Origin of the sequence: Neobacillus niacini, from assembly GCF_036961885.1 — a bacterium.
Classification (GTDB): domain Bacteria; phylum Bacillota; class Bacilli; order Bacillales; family Cytobacillaceae; genus Neobacillus; species Neobacillus niacini_H.
On sequence record NZ_JBALNQ010000039.1, the window covers coordinates 48,234 to 61,528 of the forward strand.

At 39.0% G+C, this 13,295-nt stretch carries 13 protein-coding genes; 2 read left to right on the plus strand and 11 right to left on the minus strand.

What is annotated here, in order from left to right:
- Nucleotides 1-5: 5 nt before the first annotated feature.
- A complete protein-coding gene (locus V7124_RS17040; RefSeq protein ID WP_335491319.1) occupies nt 6-299 on the minus strand; it encodes a metal-sensing transcriptional repressor in 294 nt (97 codons plus the stop codon).
- A 163-nt stretch (nt 300-462) separates the two neighbouring features.
- The gene (locus tag V7124_RS17045; RefSeq protein WP_335491321.1) at nt 463-576 is read right to left on the minus strand and encodes a 3-keto-5-aminohexanoate cleavage protein; all 114 of its coding nucleotides are present in this window, start codon (nt 574-576) and stop codon (nt 463-465) included.
- A gap of 106 nt (nt 577-682) precedes the next feature.
- On the opposite strand from V7124_RS17045, the gene V7124_RS17050 reads away from it, so the two are divergent.
- A complete protein-coding gene (locus V7124_RS17050; RefSeq protein ID WP_335491324.1) occupies nt 683-2,116 on the plus strand; it encodes a L,D-transpeptidase family protein in 1,434 nt (477 codons plus the stop codon).
- An 84-nt stretch (nt 2,117-2,200) separates the two neighbouring features.
- Here V7124_RS17050 and V7124_RS17055 read toward each other — a convergent pair whose 3' ends face one another.
- The 8 genes from V7124_RS17055 to V7124_RS17090 form a co-directional block, all read right to left on the minus strand.
- Complete coding sequence (locus V7124_RS17055) at nt 2,201-3,505, minus strand: pyrimidine-nucleoside phosphorylase (RefSeq protein ID WP_335491351.1); 1,305 nt, start codon at nt 3,503-3,505, stop codon at nt 2,201-2,203.
- A 99-nt stretch (nt 3,506-3,604) separates the two neighbouring features.
- Complete coding sequence (locus tag V7124_RS17060) at nt 3,605-4,867, minus strand: nucleoside permease (RefSeq protein ID WP_335412715.1); 1,263 nt, start codon at nt 4,865-4,867, stop codon at nt 3,605-3,607.
- A gap of 135 nt (nt 4,868-5,002) precedes the next feature.
- On the minus strand, nt 5,003-5,842 hold the full coding sequence (locus V7124_RS17065) for a YjjW family glycine radical enzyme activase (protein WP_335491329.1): 840 nt from the start codon (nt 5,840-5,842) through the stop codon (nt 5,003-5,005).
- Nucleotides 5,839-7,335 (minus strand): YjjI family glycine radical enzyme, encoded by a 1,497-nt coding sequence (locus V7124_RS17070; RefSeq protein WP_335491331.1) that lies wholly within the window; start codon nt 7,333-7,335, stop codon nt 5,839-5,841. The genes V7124_RS17065 and V7124_RS17070 overlap by 4 nt, the downstream gene beginning before the upstream one ends.
- Before the next feature lie 57 nt (nt 7,336-7,392).
- Nucleotides 7,393-7,791: a cytidine deaminase gene (locus V7124_RS17075; RefSeq protein ID WP_335491334.1), complete on the minus strand. Its 399-nt coding sequence runs from the start codon at nt 7,789-7,791 to the stop codon at nt 7,393-7,395.
- A gap of 15 nt (nt 7,792-7,806) precedes the next feature.
- The gene (locus tag V7124_RS17080; protein ID WP_335491336.1) at nt 7,807-8,514 is read right to left on the minus strand and encodes a Crp/Fnr family transcriptional regulator; all 708 of its coding nucleotides are present in this window, start codon (nt 8,512-8,514) and stop codon (nt 7,807-7,809) included.
- 459 nt (nt 8,515-8,973) lie between these two features.
- Nucleotides 8,974-9,744, minus strand: a complete 771-nt coding sequence (locus V7124_RS17085) for a DUF1129 family protein (RefSeq protein WP_335491338.1) — start codon at nt 9,742-9,744, stop codon at nt 8,974-8,976.
- A 17-nt stretch (nt 9,745-9,761) separates the two neighbouring features.
- Nucleotides 9,762-10,085 carry a PadR family transcriptional regulator gene (locus V7124_RS17090; RefSeq protein WP_335412726.1) on the minus strand — a complete coding sequence of 108 codons (324 nt, stop codon included), beginning with the start codon at nt 10,083-10,085 and terminating at the stop codon, nt 9,762-9,764.
- A 239-nt stretch (nt 10,086-10,324) separates the two neighbouring features.
- Between V7124_RS17090 and V7124_RS17095 the strand changes: the two genes are divergently transcribed.
- A complete protein-coding gene (locus V7124_RS17095) occupies nt 10,325-11,602 on the plus strand; it encodes an SH3 domain-containing protein (protein WP_335491342.1) in 1,278 nt (425 codons plus the stop codon).
- A 217-nt stretch (nt 11,603-11,819) separates the two neighbouring features.
- Here V7124_RS17095 and V7124_RS17100 read toward each other — a convergent pair whose 3' ends face one another.
- Nucleotides 11,820-13,037 carry a HAMP domain-containing sensor histidine kinase gene (locus V7124_RS17100; RefSeq protein WP_335491344.1) on the minus strand — a complete coding sequence of 406 codons (1,218 nt, stop codon included), beginning with the start codon at nt 13,035-13,037 and terminating at the stop codon, nt 11,820-11,822.
- Nucleotides 13,038-13,295: the final 258 nt, after the last annotated feature.

Sequence of the window (13,295 nt, forward strand, 5' to 3'; positions counted from 1 at the left end):
CCCCCTTATCGTATGAAGTTATCTAATGCCTTTTTAATATCTTGTAAAACTTCTTCTTCATTTCCTTGTTGTACAGCGTCCACAAGACAATTCTCCATGTGGTCTGTGAAAATAATTTTTGCAGCATTGTCTAGGGCTTTTCTTATGGCTGCAATTTGAAGAAGAATATCTGGACAATCACGTCCATCAACTGCCATTTGTTTAACTCCTCTTACATGTCCTTCAATTCTAGCAAGCCGATTAATAACATTTTTTCTTTGCTTATGCTCGTGGTTATGTTGATGATTATCTGTGTTCATAAATTATCACTCCTCAATGTAAGTATCCCCCCCTAGGGGATACTTAGTCAAGTAAAAAAAGGACCAATTCGATTGAATTAGCCCCTAAAAATGCGTAAGTCTTATTAAACTTTCTGCCGGTTAGTAGTATCTATTGACACAGCCTTTTCTAAAAAACATCCTACTAATTATGTTGAATGACCGATTTTAGTGATAAAATCTCTCTTGCCTCTTCAGGCGTTGCTAGCTCTTTTCCTACCTCATTTACCAATCTCTTTGCTTGTTCTACAAATTCCACATTCGATGCAACCTACAAATATCGACAAAGTTACAATCCCCACTCTGGTAAAATATAGTAGACAAAGGTTTAAAATAGAATGTCGCAGGTTGTGGGGGGAATATACATGGGCAGCATCGTAGAAAAAAAAGTTGAAGGAAATCTCCCTTCACAGAAATGGTTCAAAAATTGGAAGGTTATCACCTTAAGTACCATTAGTATCATTACACTTATTCTTGCCGCCATCTGCTATTATCAAGCCACTCACTTTAATACCAACATAAGGATTAATGGCGTCGAGATTGGTGGCATGACGGCAGACCAGGCTTTTGAAAAGCTACAAACGTCTGTTTTATCAAATGAAATCTACGTGGGTGATCAACAAATAGTAGATGGAAAAGATACGAAGATGGAATTTGCCAATGACGACTTGCAGGAAGTCAAAAGACATTTAAAAGACCAGTGGTCATTCCTTCCCTCTTTTAAGGAAAAAGAGTATACCTTAACGCCTAACCAGCAGGATCAATATCGCAGCGAAACACTTAAAAACGAACTGGAACAAAAACTTACCTCAATGAATCAGAGCTTAACTGCTCCTGTTCATGCACATGCGTCCCTGGTACAAGGAGAAATCGTTGTCTCGAAAAGTGTGGACGGGAATCAATATGATGTCGCTCGTCTACTGGAGGAATTCGAAAAGCATGGATATACGAGTGAGATTCATCTAAATCCTATCTACCTGCTTCCATTCAACGAAGACAGCGAAAAGGTAAAAAAAGAAGAACAAAAACTGCAGGAACTTCTTCAACATTCCGTTGAATATAAAGTACAGGATACAGTACATACATTAAGCGGCAGCGAATTTATAAAAAATGCAACAATTTCTGAGGATTTGAAGGTTTCGATTGACCCGAGCACGATTCAAAATAAAATCGCCGAAATTAATGATACCCAGTCCACATTGGGGAAGGATTTTAGCTTCAAGACCCATTCCGGTTCCATTATATCTGTGAAAGGGCAAGGGTATGGCTGGGCGCTCGATGTGGAAAAAGAAACATTGCAAATTCATGCAGCATTCGAAAAAGGAGAAACATCAATTTCCGCTTCCACTATTCATGGAAATGGCTGGAGTGGAGAGGGCTATGGCTATGAAACCACAACAAACAATGGGATTGGCGATACCTATGCGGAGGTGTCGATTGCTGAACAGCGGATTTGGATTTACAAAGCCGGACAGCTAGTCCTGACCACCAATGTCGTTACAGGTAAACACAGCACTGGGGAAGATACATCTCCAGGAGTGTGGTATATCCTATTTAAACGGACACCTTACACACTTAAAGGAAGCGCCGTCGGCAAAGCCGATTATTCCGTTCCAGTCAGTTATTGGGCACCCTTCACAAACAGCGGCCAAGGTTTCCACGATGCGGGCTGGCGGACAAACTGGAGCAGTACTGCCTATTTAACGGCAGGCTCCGGCGGCTGTATCAACGTAACCCCTAGTGTCATGAAAGCTGTCTATGATCATCTTAGTGTGCATCAGCCAGTTGTTGTGTATTAGGAATGAAAAACGGCTTAATTCGAGTTGAGTTAAGCCGTCACTTTTTTTGAACACCATTCTAATTTTAGTTATAATCTCCGCATATTACAGATCAATTACACCATAAACCAACGGCGGTACTCGAACTTCATTTTGTGAAACGGTATAGGCTGCATAGACTAGATTTTTCATTTCTGTTACTTCCTGTTTATTGCTGTGAATCGTCACAAGTGATTCGCCTCTTTTTACTTGGTCACCTATTTTTTTCCTTAAAACAAGTCCTACTGCTAAGTCTATTTCAGACTCTTTTGTTACACGGCCAGCCCCTAAAAGACTTGCTGCAATCCCGATTTTGTCTGCAATAATTTCTGAAACAATCCCATCTTCCTGTGCTTCGACTTCAAATGTATAGGAAGCATATGGAAGTTTAGTAGGATCATCCACAATACTGCTGTCTCCACCCTGAGCAGTAATAAATGTTTTAAATTTTTCAATGGCGTTTCCTGTTTTGATTGAATCCTCTAGCATTTCCCGTGCTTCTTCAGTAGTTGCTGCTTTTCCGGCAAGATAAACCATTTTACTGCCGAGTGTTAAGCATAATTCATGAAGATCTCTAGGTCCGTTACCGTTTAGTGTGTCAATCGCTTCTTTAACTTCTAACGCATTCCCAATTGCAAACCCTAACGGTTGATTCATATCAGTAATAACAGCGATCGTTTTACGGTCAGCACCATTACCGATTTGGACCATTGCCTGCGCCAATTCTTTTGCTCCCTCTAAATCCTTCATAAAGGCTCCAGATCCTGTCTTAACATCCAACACAACGGCATCTGCACCTGATGCAATTTTTTTACTCATGATCGAACTAGCAATAAGTGGAATAGAATTCACTGTTCCTGTGACATCACGTAACCCATATAATTTTTTATCAGCAGGTGTTAGATTTCCACTTTGACCAACAACAGCCACTTTATTCGTATTAACAAGGTGGTTAAAGGTATCATTATCCATTTCCACTTGGAAACCAACAATGGATTCTAATTTATCAATCGTACCTCCAGTGTGACCAAGTCCACGACCTGACATTTTTGCAACAGGCACTCCTACAGAGGCAACAAGTGGAGCAAGGATCAGTGTTGTTGTATCACCAACCCCGCCTGTACTATGTTTATCGACCTTAATCCCTTCGATGGCTGAAAGATCTATTTGATCACCAGACTCCACCATTGCCATCGTTAAATTCACACGTTCAGAAGCGGTCATGTCATTAAGATATATCGCCATAGCAAGAGCCGACATCTGATAATCTGGTATACTCTCATCTGTGTAGCCTTTAATAGCAAACTCGATTTCTTCTTTAGTCAATTCAAAACCGTCGCGTTTTTTTTCAATAATATCAATCATTCTCATCATAAAAAACTCCTTTTACTTTCTTACCCAATTGTTCATGCATTGCCAAGAATATAAACGTCGAAGTAACCGGGTTCTACTTCGACGTTGAGTCTTAATTTATGCACTTAATTTTGTATCATTCTTCATTTCAACACGGTTATTCTTTTCTTTAAAACTTACCGCAAAAATGACAGCGAGTATAGCTGCATACGCTGCAAACACTAACCAAACGGTTTGCCAGTTAATGATGCCATCAACAGTGAAATAGTCTACGATTACTCCACTAATAACGGCGCCTAAATATGTTCCAACTCCGTTAACCATTGTCATAAATAACCCTTGTGCACTCGCACGCATCCGGGTGTCTACTTCTTTTTCTACAAACATAGATCCAGAAATATTAAAGAAGTCAAAAGCAGCACCATACACAACCATAGATAATAGCAATAAGATAAAGCCGCCGCTAGATGGGTTACCGTAAGCGAAGAAACCAAATCGTAATACCCATGCCACCATACTCATGATCATGACCTTCTTGATTCCAAATTTACGTAAGAAAAATGGAATGGCAAGAATAAAGAATACTTCTGACATTTGCCCCATGGATGATAAAATGGCTGGATATTTCACAACAAGGCTATCTGTATATTCAGGATTTAATCCAAAATCATGTAAAAACGGGTTGCCGAATGTAACATTAATCTGTAGTGCAGCACCTAAGAGCATGGCAAAAATGAAAAAGACCGCCATTCTCTTTTGTTTAAAAAGCACGAAAGCATCAAGACCCATCCGACTAACCAACGATGACTTGTCCTTTTTGACTGTTGAAGTAGGACAGTCAGGCAGAAACAATGAAAACAGTGCAAGTAAGAAGGCAGCGCCAGAGGCAATGTATAGCTGCATGTTACTTAACTCAAATCCACCAAGACTAATGGACCACATAGCAAGAATAAAAGCAATAGTTCCAAACACACGAATAGGTGGGAAGTCTTTCGTTGTATCCAACCCTGCTTTTTCTAGGGAAGAATAGGCAATGGTATTGGATAAAGCAAGAGTGGGCATATAAACCATTGCGTTAAAAAACATCACCCAAAACATCATACCGGGATCTGAAGTCTTTGCGGCAATAAATAATGCTATCGCCCCAAGGAAATGAAGGACACCATATAGACGATTTGCCTTTACCCAACGATCCGCAATAATACCGACAAGACTTGGCATAAAAAGTGCAGCTATCCCTGCTGAGCTATAAACGATTCCTACTTGTGTACCAGTAAATTGCAAAGTACCAATCATATACGAGCCAAATGTAACAAGCCAACTTCCCCAAATGAAAAACTGAAGAAACATCATAATTTTAAGTCTCGATAATACAGCCATTGCTTCCTCCCATGAGCTTCTTTCTGAAGCTACTTTTTAGAATATTCCGTAAATTATTTTATCCAATAGGTAATAACATTGATATGGTTACAAACTGTAGACCTTATCAACCATTTAAACCAGAACAACTAACGATTAAACGATGATAGCCTTTTCAAAACCCATTCCGCTCGCTAACTTCAAAAGTTCCTGCATATATGCGTCATCCGGTGTTGGAGTATTTTGCAAGCGTCCCCTTACCCCATAACGTCGAAATTTAATCAGCTTTAATTTTACGCTTTTTACCTTTTCACCAATGGTGTCAGCAATTCCACTGATGACAGCTTCCGCGTCCACCTCGCCAGGCAAGCAGACAATTCGTAATTCCTCTAATTTGTTGCACTCCGCAAGATACTTAAGATTCTTCTTAACGACAGAATTAGTTAACCCTGCAGTAAGCTTTCTGTATACTTCTTCATCCCAAGCCTTCACATCCAGCATGACCCCTTGAGAGAGCTCCATCAATTCGGGAAAGCGGGTGAAATCTGTCGTTCCATTGCTGTCAATCAAACAGGTAAGTCCATTTTCTCGAGCTTTTGCAAACAATTCTTTTATAAAATTAGGGTACAGAGTGCATTCACCACCCGATACCGTAATCCCCCGGATAAATGGAATATTCTTTTGAACCTCCTCGAAGACCTCGTCTGGAGTCATATTTCTCACACGCGGCGAGGCAAATGACGGACAAACGGTAATACATTGGTCACATGAGATGCATACTGCAGGATCCCAGTTTACACGGCCCCCAGCGATGGAGAGTGCACCCGATGGGCAGCCACTCACGCAAATACCACAGTGGTTGCATAGTCTTTGCGTTTCCGGATTATGGCAATAGGCACAGGCCAGGTTACATCCTTGCAAAAAGATCGAAGTACGGTTCCCCGGCCCATCTACAAGGCTTAACGGGATAATCTTATTGATTGGAGCTCTCGTCATACCCCTCTCACCTTTCTATCTTTAAGGCGGTTATGATCGTAGTTTGGTGCACCAAGATGTGTCGTATCGTGCAGTACTACCTGCTCATTTCTGTATTTTTCCATCTCGCTGCGTTTTACTAAATAACCGGTAATACGCACCAAATCGCTATTCTCCTCATAAAAACTAATGTACTTTGAACCTACTGAAAATGCTCCTTTGACAATGTCAAGAATCGCACTAGGATTATTTCGGCCAGTGGTTTCAAATGGGAAAATATCTCCACATCCAGTCGTAATTTCTCTATGGAATCGCGCACTATGTCTTAGGTGGTCGTAAATATTCTGTAATTCATCACCTACAGGGATCCGCACACCCGAAGTGATTCCGATATCGTAGTCCATACCAACCTGTGCATGGAGCATTAAATGTCCATTTGAAATAGTTGAATACTTAGCAGGGAACTGTGCTGCAAAATTTGAAATAATCGTCATAATTTGATCAGCAAGATCATCAGCCTCGACATCGTGTCCATAGCGCTTACCATTGTCGCTTAATAGGATGTTGGCACACTCGGCTAATCCAGTAATTCCTAACATGCCAATAAAGTTGTCAGGATGAATCAAACCTTCCTTAGCAAGGAAAGACGTCTCAAAAAAGCCAGATTGCTCGACTAAAAAACTTATCCGTTCATTCATATAATTTCCTAATGACTCTAGACAATCAGGAAGAAGCTCGTTTAAAAACTGTTCGGTAGAAGTCGCAACCTTTGCAAGCCCAGGAAGAGTTAATCTCGAAAGCGTATAAGCGCCGCCACAAATCGGTAAAATATTATAACAGCTTGAAATTCCATAATCAGTTGAATAGGTCTTCATATGCACCTTATGATTACACATAGCAGGATTCGCACAGAAAAGACTCGTGTAAATTCCTAGTTCAGCAAAATCATCAGGTGTAATATCCGGGTCATATTTCAGCGTAAAGTTAGGAACAGCATTCTGCAGCTCTTTTTCTAGCTCTAGAATCAACTTTCCGGCGCGAGTGGCTTCCGGTCCGATATTCGCATGACAGAAAGAATCGGTAATCGTCCGATCAAGAAAGTTTAGAAATAAACGAAGCTTTTTCTTTGCATCCTCATCACTTACACCATCCAAAAACGGTTCAATCAGCTTATCAATGTTACCAAGATAGACTGGGAATCCAGTGATCGATGGAACATGCTTATAGAGAATCATCAAGGAGTTCAACAATTCATCCAAATCGCTCGGTGGTTCAATCTGTAAAAACTGACTGCCGTTTTTTACAAACCTTTCATAATCAGGCATAATATAACGTGGACGATAAGGTGCATGTCCTTCATATAGATCATCGATTGCATTTATTTCAAAATAATATTTCGTTTTCTCTGGAATATTTAAAATAGACAAAGTATCTTCTGCCGCATGTGCAAGTGCCATTACTTTTTGTTCGTAGGTATGTTTTTTCGATGTAACAATATCTAAAACGTGATTCAATCTTTACACTCCCTTTTTGATTTTTATTAAATTCTATATTCATAGAGTTGATGCATATTAATATTGCAAATCTTCCGGTGAGAATGCTCCTGGCAATAATTCTTCGACTGTCATTTCCTTAATCTCACCATTAAGGTTTGTTAAAATAACCTTCATATCTTTGTTGCAAAGCTCCGAAATCACTTGGCGACATGCTCCACAAGGGGTAATCGGTCTCTTCGTATCGCCGACAACAACCAATGCTTCATACTGGGTATCCCCATCAGCATAGGCTTTAAACAAAGCCGTCCGTTCAGCGCAATTCGCCACACTATATGCCGCATTTTCAATATTACACCCATGAATCACTTTCCCATCTACTGTCAATAAAGCAGCACCAACCTTAAAGTTTGAATACGGTACATATGCCTTATCCCTTGCTTTCTTTGCTTCTTCAATTAACATCATTGTATCCATATTAAAAACCCCCTTTCATTTACTTAATTTATTATCCATTAATTCTAAAAGTGTTTCGTATTGTCTCTCAGAGATGACGATTTTTCCTTCTTTCTTTGAAATCAGGCCATCGTCTAAAAGCTTTTTGATTGATCGATTAACGGTTTTCACGCTGAAGCCCGTTTGTTCTGCAATTTGTTGACGTTTCGTTTGGATGATGCATAGTTTGTCTTTTGCATGCTCTTGGTAGTAGTTTGTCATGTAAAGCACGAGGCGATCGATTCCGTCAAGGAACAAATAGGCTCGATCATTTTTCGACTCTACCAGAACATGACTCATAATAGCTCGTACCCGTAAAAACAAGGCCTCCGCATCATGCCGGATCCAGTTTAAGTAGTTATCCATTGACAAAGTGATAAACGTACAATCTGTAGACGTTACTAACGTTACTTTGTAATAAGTGATACCTGATAACCCTTCCATTTCACCGAACAACTCTGGTGCTTGAAACTCAGTAAAAACATAAACATCACCTGAAATTTGCTCTTCAGTTGCTCTAACTTGCCCCTCGATTAAAATCCAGATTGTATTGCAGGGTTCATTCGCAGATACAAACTTAGTATCCGCTTTCATTTTTATCACATGACAGGAACGACTAGATATGGGGATGTGTTTAAATAATTGCTGCAAATATTCCCGTTGAGGCTGTGGTGCCATACCGATTGCTGCGATTATATCCTCCATACTTTATCTCCTCCTTTAGCCAAATTATATCGACAGAATTTTTTCATCAAAAGGACATCTGTCCTCTATTTTTTATTTTTTCTTTTAAATAACAGGTATGTTCACGAATTGTTCTTAAGTGTATATACACGTTGGAAATAGTAGATTACCACAAGAATGCCACAGGGAGTGTTTCTCGTGGTACTTAACACTACTATTTTTGCGATGTTTTTTTCAAAAAAGCAATTACTTTTTCAAAATAAAGATTATTACTTATTACGAGTGACCGTTCTCTCTTCTTTTCGTTGTTCTCGGGCTCTCATTAAATAATGGTGCCAGGCACCCGGTTCTATATGGTAAACCTATTTAATTCTAATTTCTATAATTACCTGTAAAATTTTCGCAGGATGTTTCTGGTAGACAGACAGGAGTGTCCACCTGAGGTGGAAATTGTCCACGAGCGGTGACAGGCACCCGGCTCTAGTCGATTACTTCCTTATTCCTTTTAGCCTTCTTCACCGTGTAAAATAAATATAGTCCAATTAATACATACGTGATTACCATGCTCGTAATTAACTGTGTTATTACAGTAAAAGTAGTAAAAGATAATAAAAATGTCGGCAGGTGAAGTGCTAGTAATGTTACAGGCAAAATGGCAGTCTTGGCCCAAACAGAAAATAGGATAATAAAACATAGAAGAAACAATCCAATGACCCAACTGCCTATCATTCCAAAATCAATCATGGGCGTTTTATAAATAGAATCAACGAATAGTACTCCTACGAAAATAAGCATACTAAGGATAATCGGCAATAATAAAATGAAAAACTCCATTATTCTCGATACTTGATTTCTAGCTACATAGCGATAAGCAAACATTACTCCTCCAAAGAACAGGATACTATATACAAGCGTTCCGATAATTTTGAATAAACTATAGCTTAACGTACCTTGTATAAGGTCTCCAAAAATAGTAAATGACATGGAACCAATAATAATGAGTGGAATATATTTCGCCCAAGATCGATAGTCCGTCTTCATCTCACTTGAAATAGTCATCATATATTCCTTTGGGGAGGCGCCTACAAGTTGATCAATGGATTTACCATTTTGTTCAGCTTCATATAGATGAGCCTCAAGTTCTTCCGTAATTTCTTTAATCTCTTGGTCGTTTTTCCCGCTTGAAAACAAATATACCCTTAAGTCATCAAGAAACTTCTCACTTTTTACAGATAGTTGATTTTCTACCACATTCTCCACCTCAACCCTTAATTTTCTTGTTTAATTACCGCATTCACACATTTTTCAAGTTGGCCCCATCTACTTAGAAAATCATTTAATGCTTGCTGTCCCTCGTTCGTTAAGGAGTAGTACTTTCTCTTAGGGCCTGCTGTAGAAGCTCTAAGAACAGAAGTGACAAGTCCTTCACGTTGCATCCTCATCAATAATGGATAGATGGTACCTTCACTGATCGTATCAAAACCATACTTACTTAAGCTCTCAGCCATCTCATATCCGTAACATTCTTTCTTCGCGATGATCGCTAAGAGGCAGCCATCTATTATTCCCTTCATCATTTGTGTTTGTGACATTCACTCACCACTCTCAATGTCTTGTATTGCAAGGTATAGATCAAGTATAAGAGTATATACCTTGCAATGCAAGAGTATTGGAAAAATTTTTTCATTACACAACAAAAGACCGCCGCAAGCGATCTCTACCTTTAACTATTTCGACTTATTATGACAATTTTGGGACAGAAAATGGGGAAGTATTACGAATATTACAGAGTATGAGTTAATTTAGAGAGAGAATAGGGGAAATGGTTATTTTGACAACACAATTAGATGTAAATGGTGAATGGACACTTAGCAGGAAAGAAACCTACGGAAAAGGCAAGCAAGCAAAATGTGTACCTGTTTTCACCACAAGGATGGAAAAACGAGAATATTATAAGAGTATCCATTTTGATATACGAAATGTACTTGACATCAAAGGGTTTTTAAAGGATATACGCACTGATTGGAATACATATGTATCACAGGTTCACGAATGGATTCAAAAAAATGTTGTAAAAAAACTGATAGTGACCGGCATTTTTACCGTTGTCCTTGGCTTATACACCAGCACGGCAAATGCAGCCTTTATTGAAGAATACACGTATCAGGTAAAAAGCGGCGAAAAAATTGAAACCATCGCGATACAGCATGGTGTCACAGCCCAAGAAATTTTAGAGGCCAATGGACTGGCTTCCATTGACGGCAAAAAAATTCTTTTACCAAAAGTAGAAGACAGAACGGTAATCGCTACCACACTGAATATCCGCTCACAGCCAACAACGGAAAGCAGTATAATTGGAACCTATAAAAAGGGGAATGTCGTGAAGGTTGCATTTATCGAAGAAGGTTGGGCTGGCATTCTGATCGATGGGCGAGTTTGTTTCGTAAGCGCTGACTATCTCACAAAAGCACCTGCACAAACAGGCAAATCTACAGTCGAAGCTCAAACGAAAACCATGTATGTAACTGCAACTTCCTTGAGAGTTCGTGCAGCTGCTACTACCAGCAGTGCTGTCCTAGGTTCATTTAAATTAGATGATCGTGTAACTTTAACCTCCAGTTCAAAAGGGTGGGCCAAGATTCAATTCCATGGAAAAACAGCTTATGTGAGTGAAACCTTTTTAACAAAAAAACAGCCAGCTCCTGCACCAAATGCGACTAGTAACAACAGCAGCTCAACAGTTGGTTCATCTATGTATGTGATTAAAAGCGGTGATACCTTTACAAAAATCGGCAAAGCCCTAAGGGTCCCTGCCTCAACGATACAAGCACTCAACCCAGCCTTGGAGCCAACCAGGCTAAAAATCGGACAAAAAATCAAAGTCCCTGTAGCAACAGTCTCTACTGCGAATCAAATAATGGAGACAGCTTACATTGGAGGTGTCCAACCGAATGGAACCTTCCGATTTATCACGTCCAACGGAAGCACCTACACCGCAAAGGCAGAAGGCAACATGATAAACGAACTATTCGACCATCAAGGAGAAAAAGTAACCCTAACTCTCGAAGCAAAAAGAGGTCAGAAAATGATCCTCCTTTCTATTCAATAGGAATCATGCAAACGAATCTTATGCAGGCCTTTTTGAACGGCCTGCCAAGGTTTATCAAAGGCAGAAAAAAGACTGATGAGCCCATCCATAAATGATTGTTCCTTTTAATAGAACTTAAAATAGAAGGGCCATTCCCGCTACGAAAATAAGCAGGAATGGCCCTTTTATTATATTGCTTCTCTTTATACCTCTAGTTAATATATTCACAATATGAATACTATACAGGATTGGAAGATGGAAAGCGTATTGTGACTGTAGTTCCATGACCTATAGAGGATTGGAAGTCAATCGTGCCTTTAAATTTATCAACGATGTTAAAGCATATCATCATCCCTAATCCTGTTCCTTTACTTTTTAAAGAATAAAAAGGAGTACCCAAAGATGCAACTTCTTCTTCTGACATTCCTCGTCCATAATCAATGACTTGAATAACAACAAATTCCTTTTCCCTTCCAGCAGTTACATGAACTAGGTCACCAATATTGGAAGCCTCAATGGCATTTTTTATAATATTTATGAGTAATTGTTTAAACTCTATGGTGTTAGCTGAGATCGTACAATCTCCCGTTACGTTTAGTTCAATCCGATTATCATGTAAAAGTCCATAGGAATGAAGCAAATCTGTTACACTCTGAAGAACAACATTTACATCGACATTTTCAGTTACATTCTCTTTGTCTGGTTTAGCAATCGATAAGAATTGCGAAATAACCTGTTCAGCCGTATTTAATTCATCAATCATTAAAGTAAAATGTCCTTTTCGCTCATCGGTAAAGGAAGAATCTTGCTCAAATAGCTGCAAAAAACCTTTCACAACGGTCAGAGGATTTCTAATTTCATGTGCAACAGCTGCTGCAAGCTGACCGGTTGTCTTCAAACGCTCAGAATGTTGTATTTGTTCGTAATATGTTTGTTGTTTTTTCATTCGTTCATTCGTTAAGTAAAAAATAAAATAGATTATGATTTGACTCGCAACAAAGTTAATGAAATTTCCTATTGGATCCGCTTCGATATAGGGATATTTCAATCCTCGATCAATCAACAGGATATATCCAAATATAAACATGATTAATATAGCGTTTAATAGCAAGGAAAAGTAAAAAAGCTTTGAATCAAAAAATAAGATGGAAAGTGCTGGAATAAAACATAGAAAAATAAACGTGGACCACGTATCTGGATAAAAAAGAAAAAGCGCATAAGAATAAACTGATGCGACGATTAGGATGGTCAATCTTAGAATAGCAGTACGATTCTTGGGATAAAGCAGGAAACAAACAGACAGAATGAACACCAGTATGCTGTGGGATATGTAAGCAAATCCGAATTCACCAATACGTGGGTTATCAATTAACAAACCAGAAATCATAATGGCTATTCCGATCCACACGACAATATAATATATTCTTTTATTTAATTTATTCGTAATCTCCTTCATACAAGCCCCTTTTGTTATCATCTAAAATGCACTCTCTGAAATATACCATTTATAGCTATGAAAGGGGAGTATCACTAGGACAGTTCTTATGGTTCATAGTGGGTAACTCTGGTCAAAAAAAGCTAGTAGAACCGCCCTTATGGCACGCTGTTCATCACATAATTAATAAATCTTTAAACCTTTGTTCATAGTTTATTCATTAGTACAAGCTATGATTAATACATGAAGAGGAAAGCCTTTTTTCAATCTTTTTCATAA

Bases quoted from the DNA above. Each gene is read 5' to 3' on its own strand.
- V7124_RS17040 (WP_335491319.1), bottom strand. From the start codon at position 299: ATGAACACAGATAATCATCAACATAACCACGAGCATAAGCAAAGAAAA.
- V7124_RS17050 (WP_335491324.1), top strand. From the start codon at position 683: ATGGGCAGCATCGTAGAAAAAAAAGTTGAAGGAAATCTCCCTTCACAG.
- V7124_RS17055 (WP_335491351.1), bottom strand. From the start codon at position 3,505: ATGAGAATGATTGATATTATTGAAAAAAAACGCGACGGTTTTGAATTG.
- V7124_RS17060 (WP_335412715.1), bottom strand. From the start codon at position 4,867: ATGGCTGTATTATCGAGACTTAAAATTATGATGTTTCTTCAGTTTTTC.
- V7124_RS17065 (WP_335491329.1), bottom strand. From the start codon at position 5,842: ATGACGAGAGCTCCAATCAATAAGATTATCCCGTTAAGCCTTGTAGAT.
- V7124_RS17075 (WP_335491334.1), bottom strand. From the start codon at position 7,791: ATGGATACAATGATGTTAATTGAAGAAGCAAAGAAAGCAAGGGATAAG.
- V7124_RS17080 (WP_335491336.1), bottom strand. From the start codon at position 8,514: ATGGAGGATATAATCGCAGCAATCGGTATGGCACCACAGCCTCAACGG.
- V7124_RS17090 (WP_335412726.1), bottom strand. From the start codon at position 10,085: ATGTCACAAACACAAATGATGAAGGGAATAATAGATGGCTGCCTCTTA.
- V7124_RS17100 (WP_335491344.1), bottom strand. From the start codon at position 13,037: ATGAAGGAGATTACGAATAAATTAAATAAAAGAATATATTATATTGTC.